A 14,293-nucleotide genomic window follows, 5' to 3' on the forward strand; every position below is an offset into this window, starting at 1 on the left:
TGCGCAGCGCATTGCGCTACGTATTGCGGTATTCGTAACGGGCGTGCTTGCCCTTCCCGGGGGGCTGGATCTGCGGGTTCTCTTCCCGTAGCTCGCGCATCAGGCGATAGGCGTGGTTGCGGTCGAAGCGTGTGATCTGGCGAATTTCCTTGTTGGTGAGGCCCGCCTCGCCGCGCTTGGCGCGTTCGATCAGGATGCTGAGCACCCGGGTCTTGGCGGCATCCCAGTCGATGCGCCGGCGTGTCTCCGCGTTGCCATCGGCACGAAGCCGTGCATAGAGCTCGGGGTGAATGCTCCAGTAGGCCCCGCGACCGCTGCCACCATGCTCTACGTAGCCCTGCCGCTCCATATCGGCGAGCAACTCACGGGTTTCTGGCTCGGTGCGCTGGCAGAGCCCCGCTGCCGTGGCGGTGTCGACCTCCGGGTGCTGGAGGAAATACTGCAACAGCAGCAGCTGATCGACCCCGAGGCTGCGACCGCTCTCGCTCTCTTCGGCCACGAACTGGCGGAACGCCGCATTGATCTCCCGCTTGTGGAAGATCACCGCGACGGAGTCGCCGATCTCGCGGATCACCGGTGGCTCCTTGCCCTCCATCAGCATGGCCTCAAACATGCGGCCTACCCCGAGGTTGCTACGGTTGACCAGGCGCAGCTTGACCAGCGCATCGACCAGTAGCGGGTTTCGGGCGGCTGGCTGGTGGTGGAGGATGTTGTGCTCGCTGATCCCAGCGATAAAACCGCCGTTGTTGCTGATCTCCAGGCGCTGGGGGTAGAGCTTGACCATCACGGGGCCGGCAAGGCGCAGGTCTCCGTGACAGAAGGCATTCATCAGCGCCTCGCGCACCGCGACCTCGGGCCAGGTGCGGTACTCGAAATGGAACATGCCCTGCTGCACGGTGGTGATGGGGTTGAAGGGCACCAGCAGCTCCTCGATGCGCTGCACTGATAGAGGCAGGGCACTGACGCGGTCCTCGCGAATGCCGTATTCGGTATCGGAACGCATCTGCAGGAAGGTCCACAGGTGGCCGGGCACATGCTCGCGCAGCGCCTCTTCGGTACCGGCCAGCAGGATAGCGGCGCGGGTGACCTGCCCCTTGCGGATCAAGCCCAGGGTATCGAGCAGCTCCCGGTCGGAGCGGCGCAGCAGCTCATCGGGGACTCTTTCACGCTGGGCCAGGTTGCGCAGTGCTTCCAGGGCGACGGGTGAAAAGAGGGCATCGTCGACGGGGCCCAGGGTTTCTGCGGTGTAGTCGGTATCGCCGGTCTCCACGCCGATCTTGCGGCGCTGGGTACCGGTGAGCGGTTGGCAGTCCTTGCCGATGCGTATGGTGCCGCCCCCCTTGGTATCGGTGTGGGGCGGCATGCCCGGATGCACCTGCATGATCAGCACCCGGCCGGTGCCCTCCGGGACGTGTAGTTCCTCGAACACTGGGGTAATGTGGGGGTCGGTCTGATCATAGACGGCCCGCTTCAGCACATTGACGTCGATTTCCGGCGGCACGCCCAGCACGGCCTGCTCGCGTCCGGATGCACGATCCGCCACGCCGAATACCACGCTGCCGCCACCGCCATTGGCCATGCAGATGGCCATCTCGACCACCTTCTTCACGGCCTTGTCGCGGCTCTTGGTGTCCCACTGCTTGAAGTCCAGGTCCTGGTCTTCCAGGTCATCGGCAATGCAGTGTTCCAGTTCCGCCAGCAGCGCCTCGATGTCACGGCGTGATCTCATGGACTGTTGCTCTCCTACTGGGTGATCACCGGCCCGTCCTGCAGGGCCTCGCGCAGCTCATGCCGAACGTCTTCCAGCCAGGTGTCGATATCGGCCTCGCTCTTGAGGGTACGGCGCGGCAGGTTGACGAACTGCACCTCGGGCTCCATCTCCTCGGCTGCCTTGACCAGCACCTCATCAAAGCGACTGGACAGCGCGGCGATGCGGTCTGCCAGGGCGTCGGGGCGCACATGGTTCAGGGTTTCCAGCACCTGGTCGGTGCCACCGAGGGTGATCTCGGGGGTGTCGTGGGCCGTCAGGCGCTTGGCGGCCAGCAGGTCGTGGCGCTGGTCCGGCGAGAGCTGCTGCCAGTTGTCGTCCGCCTCCAGGCGCTGCATGCCGGCGGCATGCTCATCGTTGTAGCGCTGCTGCAGCTTGTTGAAGGTGTCGCGGAACTGCTGGGTGAGGTTGGCCAGCAGTGGCTGGACGGGGTCCGGATCATCCAGCAACGAGCGGTGCTCGCGGATCTGGCTGACCTGGGCCAGCAACGGCTCGGCGTCAGGCAGGCTCTTTGCGTGGTCGGCCAATCGCTTGAGCGTGGCCCAGGCGGGGCGGCGCTGCCGGATCTTCTCGGCGGTGGCTTGCCACTCGTCGATGGCGGCCAGCAGCTCGGCCTGGTTGCTGACGATGGCCTTGAGTTGGTCGTTGCCGCTGCTGGTACGCACGGCTTCCAGGGCATCTAAACGTGGTGCCTCCGGGGCTGGCGGCTCGCCACCGGCCTGTTCGGCCAGGGTTCGGAGCTTGTCGGCGAATTCGGTGGCTTTGGCCGACTCCTCGCCAGACTTGGCCTGCACGCCGAGCTTCTGCATCACCTTGCGGATCTTGATGCGCTCCCCCGCGGAGATGGTGGTGGCCTCCACGCGAAACTCGGTCTTGCCGATGGCGCGGCGGTCCAGCTCCTGGGGGGCGGTGCCATCGGTGGTGCGGATCTGGCCGGCGACCAGAAGCACCTGCAGGGCGCCATCGATGGCATCCTGGGGCCAGCCGTAGTCGCCGTGCTCGAAGTGGTCGCGTATCTCGCTACCCTTCTTGCCGCCGCCGAGAAAACTCAGGATGGCCTTGCACACCGGATGGCTCTGCGGCTCGCCCTCAAAGCCCACGGCTTTGAGGGCATCGGGAGCACCCTGCTTGGCCTTGGCATAGACCTTCTCCCAGCCGGCGTGGTCGGCCTGATGGAACTTGGGGTGTAGTCGAGCCAGGGCGTTCTCGGCGCCTTCCTGGATGGCCTCGCGCAGGTTGCCGCCGACGATCTCGTTACCGCCGCCCTGGAATACCTGGGCGCCGTTGAAGGCCTCGTCGAGCAGCTCGCGGATGCGCCGCTGGGCGGCATCGCGGGTGGTCTGCATGGCGGCCCGTGCCTCTTCCCCTTCGGGGGTGCCGGGGGTGCCGCGGGTCTCCAGGGTGGCGCTGGCGGCCTTGAACTCGATCAGCTGGTTGCGCAGCTCGTCGGCGGAACGCTTGGGAATGAACACGAACAGGGTGGGTGACTCCGACCCTGCCTGGCGAGCGTCGGCGCGCACCTGGCTGATGTCATCGGACCAGCCATTACGCACCCAGACGTAGAGCCTCTCGGCGGCATCCTTGGGTAGCGTCATGTCGAAGACCGGCGAGAGCGGGCGCGGGACCTTGGACTCGCCGTGGCTCACCGTAAGGTTGCCGACCTGCTTGGCGAAGTGCTGGCGGATCAGGTCGTCACGCTCGGTCTCGATCTGGTGCGTGGCGTTGCCCAGGGTGCTCTTGTGGGAGAGGAAGGCGTCGTTCCAGGCGGCGCTCTCCTCGGTCTGGATGCGGTACTCGTCGCCCACCTTGATGATGAATTCGCACGCGTCGAGAAGAGCCGGCAGGCGGCTGCGCAGTGAGCTGCTGCCGGCCTTGAGGTCATCGACCAGCAGGTCGGCAATATTGGCCAGGGTGGGATGCAGGCCGAGCTCGGTATTGGTGCTAGCGACCTTGTTGATCAGGAAGACCACGGCACAGGCGCGGGCCATCAGCCGCTCATCTTCGCTGCCGTTACGCCACTGCTGGGTGGCGTCGTGGAGCTTGCGCGGCAGCATGCGGAACTGCAGCAGCTTGTCGGTGGCGTCGAAATACAGGTAGTCACCGGGGATGATGTTGCCCAGCGGGGCGTCCAGGTTCGTCTGGATCGCCTTGTGGATCATGCTGAGCTGGTTGCGCAGCTGGCTGTCGGTACCGGTCTGATCGAGCACGCGCAGGGCGGCGTCCCAGAAGCGGCGACGCACCGGCAGGATGGGGTAGTCCTGGGCGAAGTGGCGGGTATCCTCCTGGCGGTGAGCAATGGAGGTCTCGGCCAGGTGGCGGGAGATCTCGCCGAGGTTGCTCTCCATTACCTCGGTGACGGGTGCCTTGGCCTCGGGCTTCTTGGCCAGCACCACCTGACGGATAACAGCATCGACGTCGGCATCGGAGAGCTCGATGCGGGTGGTGAAGCGGCCCTGCAGGCGCGCCAGGTTGCTGGTACCGGTGATGGCGGTCTGGCCGGTACCGATGAACATCAGGCGGCTGCCGATCTCCTTGCAGCAGGCTTCCACTGCCTCTTGAACATCGATGGAGCGCTGGCCGTCGGTGCCGATGTACTGCTGCACCTCGTCCAGCACCACCAAAGTGAGCGGCATCTTGCCGTCGCGGCTCAGTGCCTGGCGGATGGCCTTGAGCATCTCGTCGCTGCTGATGTCGTTGACGTGAGGGTAGAGGTGGCTGAGGGTCTCGGCGCAGGACTCAACGCTGCTGAAGATCCTCGGCTTGGCCTGCACCAGGGCCTCGTGCAGTGACTCGGCGACGTAGAAGTTGTCGAGCTCCTCCTGCCAGTCGTCGCCGCGGCTGGTGACATCGTCGCGCACCTGGTCGAGGATGCCCTCGTCGCGCAGCCACATCACGAAGCGGGCGACGGGGTACTGTTGCGGCAGACCGGCGGCGCGGAAGATCACCGAGAGCAGCGCCAGGCGCACGCTCTTGTCGCGGGAGCTCGCCCCCAGGGTGCCGGAGGCGGCGAACAGGCCGCCGTGGCGTTTGCCCTGGGTGGTGAGCTCCTTGAACAGGTCCTGGATCTCCTGGGGCAGGTGGACGAGGCCGCGGGCGGTGGCACCGTCATCGAGGGTGACGTCTTCCCACAGGTTGCGCAGCATCTTGGCCATGTGCGACTTGCCCGAGCCGAAGAAGCCGCTGATCCACACGCCGGGCTGCTGGGAGGCACCGCTGCTCAGGTTGCGCAGGTAGGTGTCCAGAATGTCCTGCATGCCCCTGGCGTACTGGCCGTCGCAGACAAAGGTTTCGAGTTCATAGCGCAGCACCTTCTGGGCACGGTCGCTTCTGTCGTCGTTAACGTAGGCGACGCCCTCGTTGACCAGTCGTTGCTCAGATGGGTCTTTGGCGTAGATATCGCGGTTGCGCATGCGTCCTTTCCCCTGCGGTAGCGAAATTCGAATTCGTGCGTTACGGCGGCTCAACGGGCACCATCGGGCAAAATGGGGGTGGCCAGGTAGTTCCAGCCGTCGTAGCCGTCCAGCAGCCGGTAGTTGTCGTTCTCGAAGCTGCCCGGAAACAGCACGGCCAGGCGCCCGCTGACATGAGGGGCAAGACGGTCCACCACCTCCTTGACCTTCAGCAGGCCAAACAGGCTGCCCACGCCATGAAGCGTGACGACGTGATTGTCGCCGGCGCCTTGGTCGGACAGCTCGGTGGTGAACCGGGTCTCCAGCCAATCCAGATAGCGATGTATCACCGTAGCCAGCTTGGCCGGCGACCTGAAGTACCCTTTGGCATATTTCTGCTCGGCCATCCACAGGGCAAAGGTGTCGGTCAGGTCGAAGGCCATCCACTCATGTCCGTTCTGGCGCGTCACCAGCTCGAACTCACCGAGGTTGGCGCGCAGGCGCAGCTCCTCGGTTTCCGGGTAGACGCAGAAGACCACCCGCTGGGCGGCGGCGGCATCGTCGCGCCAGGGCAGGGCGATGAAGCGGCCGTAGGAGTCGATCAGGCGCTTAACCTTGCTCATGGAGGTTCTCCTGCTGAGAGACAGTCGCGGGTTCAGAGGGCTTCAAGGCCTGGCTGACAAGCGGCGCTAGGGCAGGGAAGTCGACATCGATCACGTTGTCGACGCGGCGCATCACCATCCAGCCCTTGGCCGAGGCCTGGGCCGCCAGCTCCAGCAGGCGGTCCTGGCTGGCGTCCAGCAGCTTGCACCAGGTGCTCTGCAGCAATAACTCACCACGACCACCCTGCAGCCAGGCAAGGTAGAGGGCGTAGGCGACGGCGCCTGTCGCAGGTTCGAGATGCACCCGCACCTTCTTTATGCGGCCAAGCAGGTAACCTACCTGTACCAGACTGCTGTTGATGTTCTGGGCGACGGACTTACGTGTCGCTGGGCTGAAGCGGCCCGGCCAACGCTGCTCGATGGCTTCCTCGACCGATTCGCGAGTGATCGAGGTGCCGAGCGGTTTGGCGAGAATGGCCGGGGCCAGGTCTCTGAGCAGAGAGTCGCGCGCAGCCGCTGCCAGCAGGGCGAGCTGGGGACGTGCGGCTTCATCCCTCGACCAGAAGTAGCGAAGACTGGCGTGGATGGGGTTGGCAGGGTCGAGCCCATAGAGATCGGCCAGGTGACTGGCCGTAAGCTTCCGGCTACGGCCGGAGCGCTTGGCGAGACAGTTGGCATCGCGGATAGCGGCCTGATACTCGTCCCTGCCGGCCGCTTCGGCGACATGGTCGAACAGGGTGTTCAGCTCGCTGAGCATGAGGGTGCGGGCCGTGTGGGTACTGCCCTGCTGGGTCATGAACCCTAGCCGCTTGAGGGTAGCCTGATCACGCATCGGTCTTGCTGCCCTCGCCGGCACCGCCGTTGCGGACCCAGTCGTCCACCTCGTCGCGCTTGAACTTCCACAGCCGCCCGATGCGGTGGGCGGGCATAGCCCGCTCGGAGATCCAGCGATAGATGGTGTCGCGCTTCACGCCAAGGTACTCGCCGATCTCATCGACGGATAGCCAACGGTCTTCCATGTTTCCACCACAGCAGCTGGTTTTGTGAGACTTTAGCAGAGTTTGAGCGTGTTTTGATCTGGCTGGCTCGAGATGGTTTCCCTCCAGCAGAGGCCATTTGATATACCCTGTCGCCACTGCAGACCTTTCGACGAGACGCGCATGACCCAGGCCACCTACCGCCACTACCCTAGCTTTACCCGCCGCTACGTGCGCTCGGTGATGAAGATGATGGGCCTGCCCAAGAAGCCCAGGCTTGAGGCCGAGGTCTTCGGCCAGATGGTGCTGGATGAGCAGGTGGTGCACTCCATCAACGGCGAGGTGCTGATGCTGGAGTGGCACCATGGCCGCGAGGGTAGGGTGGTGGTGCCGGAGCCGTCGCTTTCCGAGTGGCTGCAGACGGTGCAACTCAGCCGCGTGCAGGGCGATGCCTGGTCGTGGCCTTGGGAGTTCAGCACGCTCTCGTTCCCGACCAGCCAGACCTTCCATGGTCACCCGGTCGACGGCGCCCTGGTCGCCTGGGTGGACTCCACCACGCTGCCCAGCCGCTATGAGGCATTCCTCCGCGCCCATGATAACCCGCACGGCGTGGACATGCTGGGGCTCGGCGATCCGTGGCTGATCGTGGCGATCCATAACCCACTGGATATCCAGCCGAGCCTCAACCCCACCATGCTGCGCGGTGCCTTCAAGCCCAGCCAGATCACCGACTTCATCAACCGTGAGGCGATCGACCATGCCGGCGGTCGCGCACAGCCGCTGGCGGACGAGGAGGGGATGGTCCTGCGCGAAGTGGTGCGCTACGTGCTGTCGCTCGGCATGTACCTCTCTGCCTATCCCGAGGCGCAATCGAGCGGTGTGCCGGCCTGGATGAAGAACAAGCACCCCGAGGGCAAGAAGGGCGTGCCCTTCGCTCAGGTCGGATACGATCGCGAGGATCGCGAGCTCAAGCTGGCCATGACTTCGCCTCGCTCGGTTTCACCCTACTGGCGGCAGCTGCGCGACGAGCGCTTCTACCGCGGCAAGTGGGCCGAACACCGCCGCGGCAGCCGCTACGTGCTGGTCAGCGGCTATGAGGTAGGCGGCAGCAAGACGGTGGGAGTGGCTCCGGCCGAGCACTCGTGAAGGACTGATCGGCTGGGGTAGCATGTGACAAGCATTGGCCTGCTTGTCTTCATAGCAGCGCCACCTATACCCGCTGCAGAGGAAGCGAGCATGTCGATTGAGGTCATAGATGACCAGTTCATGGTCTGCACCGACTGCCTGATGATCATCGCCAATGACGATGCCACTGGGCTGGACTACTCACTGAGCGAGGAGGAGGCTGCCGAGCGTGAGCGGGAAATTCGCGAGGCCATCGCTGAGATCCAACGTACCGAGGGTCAGATTGCGGTTGGAGATAGCGACATGGACGATGAGTTCTCAGCAAGTCCTTGTGCCTGCTGCGGGACTCGCTTGGCCGGGCAGCGGCATCACTGCGTGATTCTTGCTAAACGCTGATCATGTGTGGCCGGTTTGCCCTCTACAGCCCCTACCCGAGCCTGGCAGCGTCGCTGCGCCTGCCGCTGGAGGCCGCTGAGGCTGATCTTGTGCCGCGTTACAACGTGGCGCCGGGCACCTGGATCAGCGCCGTGCGCCGGTTGGACGATGAGGGGCCTCTGGTGCTGGATGCGGTGTGGTGGGGCTATCACCCCCACTGGGCCGGCGATGACGCTCCCGAGCCCATTAACGCTCGGGTTGAAAATGTTGCGACCTCGAAGTATTTCCGCGGTGCCTTTACCCACAAACGCTGCCTGGTGCCTGCCAACGGCTGGTTCGAATGGACGCCAGTCGATGGCAAGAAGCAGCCCCACTTCCTGACTCGAGAGGATGGTGAGCCGCTCTGGTTGGCGGGTATCTGGTCGGAGCGCCCTGACGGCAAGCCAGGGTGTGCCATCCTCACCGAGCCGGCGAGAGGCGTGGCCAAGCAGGTCCATGACCGTATGCCGCTGGCTCTGGATGCCGACAGCCTGGCGCCTTGGCTGGATTCGAGCCTGACCGACCGGGAGACCATGCGGCAGATCATCCGTCACCTCGACCCCCGGGAGATCACCCATTGGCCGGTGAGTACCCGCGTCAACACGCCCGCTCACGACGATGAGAGCCTGATAGCGTCGCTTCCACCACGGTGAGGCCGGTGGTGGCGCCGGGTGCTGGTTGCTCTGTTGGGGTAGCTGACGAAGCGCTCTATATGGGCGTGACAGGCGCGGCAGCGTATCCAGAAGCGTCCCTCCGAGCGCCAAATGAATTCGAAGTGGGTCCAGGTCCTGGGCTTGTGGGTCAGACGCTGGCTCTGGCCGCAGCCGCATATCAGCGCACATCCGCCGTCATCCAGCGCGGTCAGTGTGATGGTCTCCATGCCATGTCCCACCCTCGTATCGTCCATGAAAGACACTGTGGGCCAGACGATGACGATGTGGTGTGAGCGATTTCGGAAAAACACGGTGGCGTTTGGCTGACAGTGTATCAGCGCAGGAGAGGGAGCTCGTCCCAGCGTGTGGTCCAGCGCGGCGTGCGGTTGGCGCAGCGCAACAGCCAGGCTGCTTTGGGCGATGGGCGCCCGAAAGTGACCGTGCCGCGCCCCATCTTGTGGTTGAGGGTATCCAACGTCGCCATCAGGCGGTCGTTACGCTCGCGCTGAGCCTGGCTTTCCGGGGTATCCAGAAGCGAGAGCTGAGCACGGTTGGCATCGACCAGATCCAGCAGCATCACACCGGCTTTCATGAACCGGTAGTGGGGGCGGTAGATAGCCGCGAACGCCTGGCTGGCCGCATGCAGGACGTAGCGGCTGTTATCGGTGGGCTGTGGCAGCTCCACCACGGCGCTCGGTGAATACTGTGGCAGGTCAGGGCGATGACGGTTGGTCTTCAGGAATACGTAAACCGCACGGGCTAGTCCGTCCTGCCTCCGCAGCTTCTCGGCGCTGCGCTGAGCGAACTGGCGGATGGCCTGTTGAATCTCCTGACGGTTGTCGGTCAGCCGCCCGAAGGAGCGGGAGGTCATGATCCGCTGCCGGGCCTCATCAGGGTCGTTCATCTCGATGCTGGGGATGCCCTTCAGCTCCAGGCAGGTGCGCTCCAACGTCACGGAGAAGCGCTGCCGGATCTGCTTGGGGTCAGCTTGGGTCAGATCCCATGCGCTGCGCAGGCCGAGCAGTGCCAGGCGCTCTACCAGGCGGCGCCCTACGCCCCAGACATCCCCGAGGGTGACCTGCCGCAGCAACGGCTCATACTCCTCGCTGTCGGCTCTCAGCACGCAGACGCCGCCATAGATCGGCAGCTTCTTTGCCACTCGGTTGGCCAGTTTGGCCAGCGTGCGCGTCGGTGCAATCCCGATGCTGATCGGAATATGCGTGAAGCGCCGGACTTTGGTGAACAGCTCCTGGGCATGGGTATGCATCTGCTCCGGGGCAAAGCCATCGAAACGGACGAACATCTCATCGATAGAGTAGGGCTCCACGCCGGCGGAGAACTCCTCCAGCACCTGCTGGACGCGCGATGACATGTCGCCATAGAGCTCATAGTTCGACGACAGCAGCTCGATCCGTCGCTGGCGGAGCAGGGGCCGCAGCTCGAAGGCCGGTGTGCCCATTTCCACGCCCAGCGCCTTGAGCTCGTTGGAGCGGGCGATCACGCAGCCATCGTTGTTGGAGAGCACGCCGACCGGTACGCCCTCCAGCCGTGGCTGGAAAGCGCGCTCGCAGCTGACGTAGAAGTTGTTGCAGTCGATCAGACCGATCATCCGCTCCTCCCCGGCTAGACGGAGTACTCGTGGATCACCGCTCGCACCACGCCCCAGGCCTGGCACTCCAGGTCTGCCGCGGGGATAGGTCGGTAGGAGGGGTTGCCCGAGGCCAGGTAGGGCCGGTGGTCAAGCACCTCGTAGCGCTTCACCACTAGCTCGCCCTCTACCGACGCGACCAGGATGTGTCCCGGGCGGGGCTCGATGGCGCTGTCGACCACCAGCAGGTCGCCTTCCGCGATGCCGAACGCCTCCATGCTGTCGCCGGTGACCGTCATGAAGAATGTCGATGCCGGCCGCTTCACCAGCCGCTCGTTGAGGTCCAAGGTGCGCCCTTCATAGTCCTGCGCCGGGCTGGGAAAGCCCGACAGGCCGGCCCGCGTGAGGGGTAGGGGGTAGGGCAAAGGGAGCAATGGCGGTTCAGGGTGCGCGGGGATGAGCTTTGCATCCGGCATGGTGGGCTCCTCTCTGTACCTGATATTTATACAGTATCGGCTAGGAGGCAGCGCATGCCAAGCCTGTGTTGCCACGAAGGTCGCGAGCAGCCACACCATGAAGCTGCTAACCTGACTGAGGTGTTCAGATAGCAAGGGAGTGCGGGATGAAAGCTCGTGACTATCAATCCAAGACCTGTTTACCGGTACCGGTATGATGTCTGCTCACGGCCGAGGCTGCGTGAAAACGTTTGAAGCGTCTCGCGTCGGTCAAAAATCGATCAATATTGGCGCTCTCTCGAAAATTCTGAGGTGGTTGAATAACAAAACTACGCCAGATATCGCGCATGAACGCCATCTTCAGGATGGCTCAGGAGTTTTCACACAGGCTCGATCCTCAGCGGACAGCCATCTCGAAAGCTCTGGGTCGGTATCACCGCCAGTCTTGACGAAGGCTAGCGGTGCCAATTGCAGTTCCCAAAGCTGTAGTCGTCTTCGTTGCGCGCCCTGGCCCCCTGATGAATACATTGATCAATGTCTTCATAGCTCTATCCTCTCAAGAGTCGGAGCTTCCGGGAACGCCGGGGCAGTTCAAGGCCTAGCGCGCTGTGTAACATTGTTTCATCACTAATTTGCCGCATAGCAAACCAGTGATAGCCAACACAGGATCCAATCCATAAAAAGGAATGTCATATGACCGGCACTAGCGGCAGTTCTTTCAGTGGTTTCTCCTCCACCGATACTTCCTGCGACTCCCTCGTGCTCGACACTCATCTCTCTTCTCCAAAGGAAGACGTCGTCGATCGCATCCAAGTGGATGACAACCTGAGCATCCACGTCCATAAATCGGGCAGTTTGAGCACTGTTCAGGCTTACTGGCACGATGAGCTTGTTGGTGGCATTGCCTCGCCTCGCATTCAACGACTGCTGAGCTGCATTGACGAGGGATACACGTACGTTGCTCGAGTAACCGCGAAGAACGGCGGTGAGGTTCGGGTACGCCTTTCACCCGTTTCGAACTGAGGCCACGCGCATGATCACGGTTGTCGGTGGCGTCTACCAAGAACGTTGCGTGTCACCAAAATGGGAAGAGATCTATGGCTCCGCCGGACGTGCAGCCACTGCCTTGGCACGTATGCAGGCGAAGGTCGAACTGCATACCTATGCTGATCCGACTGTAGCGACAGTTATCTCTCAACGAGGGGCGCTGGAAGGCTTCCAAGTGGTCGCCATTGATGTGCCAGAGAGCCCTGCTTTCTCCTATGTCCATGGCCTCTCTTCTCCCATTATTCACAAGCCACACTGCCACCTACCGGCTATCGAAATCAGAGCTGAAAAAGTGGTGCGGTTCGGGATGATTGAAGGCGATGCCAAGGTTGAGGCGACGTATGCGGTGTACGACCCGCAGAATGCTTTTAGGCCCCTTCCCTTTGGAGCCAATGGGTCGACAGCCAAGCACCTTGCCTTGATTCTCAACAGGCATGAGGCAGAGCTCTTCCTGGGCACCCATGGGAAGGCCCCTGAAGAGTTGGCTTTCGAAGTGGCCAAAGCGGAAGCTGCGGAGATTGTAGTAATCAAAATGGGCCCGATGGGGGCCCTGGTGTACCACAATGGCGAGGTCAGTCAGGTACCTGCCTATCACTCCGAGCGAGTCCACAAGATTGGGTCCGGCGATACTTTCGTCGCCCACTTCGCCTACGGCTGGTTGGACGCGGGGCTGTCGCCCCGTGACGCTGCCGATGCTGCCTCACGGGCCACTGCTTACTACTGCGAGAACCAGGGCTTCGTCACGCCCCGCCGACTCAGCGAGTTTCGCCTTACCCCCCTGCACGTGTCGCCTCGATACCACCATGGCTATCGACCGAAAATCTACTTGGCCGGCCCGTTCTTTTCCTTGGCTCAGCTATGGCTAATTGAGGAAGCGCGCAACAGCTTCCTGGCGATGGGGCTACAGGTGTTCTCGCCTTACCACGACGTCGGTCACGGGTCGGCTGAGGATGTTGTAAAGAAGGATCTCGATGCCATTCACGATTGTGAGCTGATGTTTGCGGTGGGGGATGGACTAGACTCTGGCACGATCTTCGAAATTGGCTACGCTCGAGCCCTCAAGAAGCCCGTCGTCATGTATGTCGAGAACGAGTCAGAGGAGGACAAGAAGATGATGGAGGGCTCGAATTGTATTCTGAGCAATGATTTCGTGACGGCCATCTACCGCATGGCCTGGGAGGCCATTTCCTTATGAAGACTGCATTACTGCTATCTGGGGGCATGGACTCAGTGGCCCTGGCCTGGTGGAAACGTCCAGATATCGGTATTACACTCGACTATGGTCAACTAGCTGCCGAAGCTGAAATAACAGCGTCGCGTGCGGCCTGCAATCGACTGAAGATCGACCACCATGTCGTGTCAATCGACTGTCGTGCGCTTGGCTCCGGCGACATGGCAGGCTCTCACCCCGATACGCATGCGCCCGCCAGTGACTGGTGGCCCTACCGCAACCAGTTGCTGGTCACTTTCGCGGCGATGAAGGTAATCAGTCTAGGTGTTGGCAAGCTGTATCTTGGTGCCGTCAAATCTGACGGTTCCCATCGCGATGGGACGCCCGAGTTCATTGAGGCGATCAGTCACCTGCTTGCATTGCAGGAAGGCGACATCACTGTGGAAGCGCCGGCCATCCATCTCAGCACAGCGGAGTTGGTGAGGACTGCCGGCGTTCCTCGCGATATGTTGGCTTGGGCGCACAGCTGCCATAAGGCAAACGTAACGTGTGGTCAGTGCAGAGGCTGCAACAAGTACTTCGAGGTATGGCACGAGCTTGATCATGGCTTGGATGGATCTCGGTAGCCCACGACCTAAGCAGCAGCCGGACAGGTACACCCCGTTTGTCTGGCCAGACGGGCACTTTCGGTTGCTCACACCTCAGTGGGTTAGCCAAGAGGAGCTGGCCGACGGGTGTTCAGCGGAACGTCACGTGTTGCGCGTGTTGGCACGGCGGCGGTCGAAGCGGACATTCAGTCGCTTGGACATGAGCGAACTGTCACAGCTGCTATGGCACTGTGCACGCACCCAGGCAACGTCGCCCTCTCCGCTGGGCTTTGAGCTCGAACAACGTCCAACGCCCTCGGGCGGGGCGATCCATCCGATCCACCTACTCGTCAAATTAGCGGGTGAACCTCAGTGGTGCAGGTATGACTCCCGAGTTCACGCACTTGTCGACGTCGTCGGATCGGCCGATCTCCTGAGGGATCTGCTTGCTCACAGCGAATTTGTTCTGCCAGGGGCAGAAGCGACCCGCATATTGTTAGTGGCGGAGCCGGGAAAG

Annotated in this window: 13 protein-coding genes; 6 read left to right on the top strand and 7 right to left on the bottom strand. The window is 62.7% G+C overall.

Annotated features, from left to right (window positions below):
- Positions 1–16: 16 nt before the first annotated feature.
- Genes FEF15_RS06630 through FEF15_RS06650 form a run of 5 tightly spaced genes read right to left on the bottom strand, consistent with a single transcriptional unit; the run spans position 17 to position 6,778 of the window.
- Complete coding sequence (locus tag FEF15_RS06630; RefSeq protein WP_163558375.1) at positions 17–1,729, bottom strand: RNA-binding domain-containing protein; 1,713 nt, start codon at positions 1,727–1,729, stop codon at positions 17–19.
- A 14-nt stretch (positions 1,730–1,743) separates the two neighbouring features.
- Positions 1,744–5,178 (bottom strand): BREX system P-loop protein BrxC, encoded by a 3,435-nt coding sequence (gene brxC / locus FEF15_RS06635; protein ID WP_163558376.1) that lies wholly within the window; start codon positions 5,176–5,178, stop codon positions 1,744–1,746.
- Positions 5,179–5,228: 50 nt separating this feature from the next.
- Positions 5,229–5,780 (bottom strand): BREX protein BrxB domain-containing protein, encoded by a 552-nt coding sequence (locus FEF15_RS06640; protein WP_163558377.1) that lies wholly within the window; start codon positions 5,778–5,780, stop codon positions 5,229–5,231.
- Positions 5,767–6,555: a DUF1819 family protein gene (locus tag FEF15_RS06645; RefSeq protein WP_205598489.1), complete on the bottom strand. Its 789-nt coding sequence runs from the start codon at positions 6,553–6,555 to the stop codon at positions 5,767–5,769. The genes FEF15_RS06640 and FEF15_RS06645 overlap by 14 nt, the downstream gene beginning before the upstream one ends.
- Positions 6,556–6,583: 28 nt before the next feature.
- Positions 6,584–6,778, bottom strand: coding sequence for a helix-turn-helix domain-containing protein (locus FEF15_RS06650; protein WP_163558378.1), 195 nt, complete (start codon positions 6,776–6,778; stop codon positions 6,584–6,586).
- Positions 6,779–6,919: 141 nt separating this feature from the next.
- On the opposite strand from FEF15_RS06650, the gene FEF15_RS06655 reads away from it, so the two are divergent.
- The 3 genes from FEF15_RS06655 to FEF15_RS06665 all read left to right on the top strand — a co-directional run bounded on the left by FEF15_RS06655 (position 6,920) and on the right by FEF15_RS06665 (position 8,928).
- Positions 6,920–7,882: a hypothetical protein gene (locus tag FEF15_RS06655; protein ID WP_163558379.1), complete on the top strand. Its 963-nt coding sequence runs from the start codon at positions 6,920–6,922 to the stop codon at positions 7,880–7,882.
- Between the two features lie 90 nt (positions 7,883–7,972).
- A complete protein-coding gene (locus tag FEF15_RS06660; protein WP_023006937.1) occupies positions 7,973–8,257 on the top strand; it encodes a hypothetical protein in 285 nt (94 codons plus the stop codon).
- A gap of 2 nt (positions 8,258–8,259) precedes the next feature.
- A complete protein-coding gene (locus tag FEF15_RS06665) occupies positions 8,260–8,928 on the top strand; it encodes an SOS response-associated peptidase (protein ID WP_163558380.1) in 669 nt (222 codons plus the stop codon).
- Between the two features lie 334 nt (positions 8,929–9,262).
- Here the strand turns inward: FEF15_RS06665 and FEF15_RS06670 are convergent, their stop codons facing one another.
- Positions 9,263–10,537 carry a Y-family DNA polymerase gene (locus FEF15_RS06670; protein WP_163558381.1) on the bottom strand — a complete coding sequence of 425 codons (1,275 nt, stop codon included), beginning with the start codon at positions 10,535–10,537 and terminating at the stop codon, positions 9,263–9,265.
- A 14-nt stretch (positions 10,538–10,551) separates the two neighbouring features.
- Positions 10,552–10,992: a translesion error-prone DNA polymerase V autoproteolytic subunit gene (gene umuD / locus FEF15_RS06675; RefSeq protein ID WP_163558382.1), complete on the bottom strand. Its 441-nt coding sequence runs from the start codon at positions 10,990–10,992 to the stop codon at positions 10,552–10,554.
- Between the two features lie 672 nt (positions 10,993–11,664).
- Between umuD and FEF15_RS06680 the strand changes: the two genes are divergently transcribed.
- From FEF15_RS06680 to FEF15_RS06690, 3 genes are read left to right on the top strand one after another with little or no spacing between them, the layout of a single operon-like run.
- Positions 11,665–11,994, top strand: a complete 330-nt coding sequence (locus FEF15_RS06680) for a hypothetical protein (RefSeq protein WP_163558383.1) — start codon at positions 11,665–11,667, stop codon at positions 11,992–11,994.
- Between the two features lie 10 nt (positions 11,995–12,004).
- Positions 12,005–13,213, top strand: a complete 1,209-nt coding sequence (locus FEF15_RS06685) for a PfkB family carbohydrate kinase (protein WP_163558384.1) — start codon at positions 12,005–12,007, stop codon at positions 13,211–13,213.
- Entirely contained in the window at positions 13,210–13,815 is a 606-nt protein-coding gene (locus FEF15_RS06690; RefSeq protein ID WP_163558385.1) for a 7-cyano-7-deazaguanine synthase, read from the top strand. The genes FEF15_RS06685 and FEF15_RS06690 overlap by 4 nt, the downstream gene beginning before the upstream one ends.
- Positions 13,816–14,293 lie beyond the last annotated feature (478 nt).

The sequence above is a fragment of the Halomonas sp. NO4 genome (genome assembly GCF_010994375.1).
Lineage (GTDB): Bacteria > Pseudomonadota > Gammaproteobacteria > Pseudomonadales > Halomonadaceae > Halomonas.

What these genes read in the sequence shown, in the direction of transcription:
- FEF15_RS06680 (WP_163558383.1), top strand. Translation starts at nt 11,665, where the DNA reads ATGACCGGCACTAGCGGCAGTTCTTTCAGTGGTTTCTCCTCCACCGAT.
- FEF15_RS06690 (WP_163558385.1), top strand. Translation starts at nt 13,210, where the DNA reads ATGAAGACTGCATTACTGCTATCTGGGGGCATGGACTCAGTGGCCCTG.
- FEF15_RS06660 (WP_023006937.1), top strand. Translation starts at nt 7,973, where the DNA reads ATGTCGATTGAGGTCATAGATGACCAGTTCATGGTCTGCACCGACTGC.
- brxC (WP_163558376.1), bottom strand. Translation starts at nt 5,178, where the DNA reads ATGCGCAACCGCGATATCTACGCCAAAGACCCATCTGAGCAACGACTG.
- FEF15_RS06650 (WP_163558378.1), bottom strand. Translation starts at nt 6,778, where the DNA reads ATGGAAGACCGTTGGCTATCCGTCGATGAGATCGGCGAGTACCTTGGC.
- FEF15_RS06630 (WP_163558375.1), bottom strand. Translation starts at nt 1,729, where the DNA reads ATGAGATCACGCCGTGACATCGAGGCGCTGCTGGCGGAACTGGAACAC.
- FEF15_RS06665 (WP_163558380.1), top strand. Translation starts at nt 8,260, where the DNA reads ATGTGTGGCCGGTTTGCCCTCTACAGCCCCTACCCGAGCCTGGCAGCG.
- FEF15_RS06645 (WP_205598489.1), bottom strand. Translation starts at nt 6,555, where the DNA reads ATGACCCAGCAGGGCAGTACCCACACGGCCCGCACCCTCATGCTCAGC.
- FEF15_RS06670 (WP_163558381.1), bottom strand. Translation starts at nt 10,537, where the DNA reads ATGATCGGTCTGATCGACTGCAACAACTTCTACGTCAGCTGCGAGCGC.
- FEF15_RS06640 (WP_163558377.1), bottom strand. Translation starts at nt 5,780, where the DNA reads ATGAGCAAGGTTAAGCGCCTGATCGACTCCTACGGCCGCTTCATCGCC.
- umuD (WP_163558382.1), bottom strand. Translation starts at nt 10,992, where the DNA reads ATGCCGGATGCAAAGCTCATCCCCGCGCACCCTGAACCGCCATTGCTC.
- FEF15_RS06655 (WP_163558379.1), top strand. Translation starts at nt 6,920, where the DNA reads ATGACCCAGGCCACCTACCGCCACTACCCTAGCTTTACCCGCCGCTAC.
- FEF15_RS06685 (WP_163558384.1), top strand. Translation starts at nt 12,005, where the DNA reads ATGATCACGGTTGTCGGTGGCGTCTACCAAGAACGTTGCGTGTCACCA.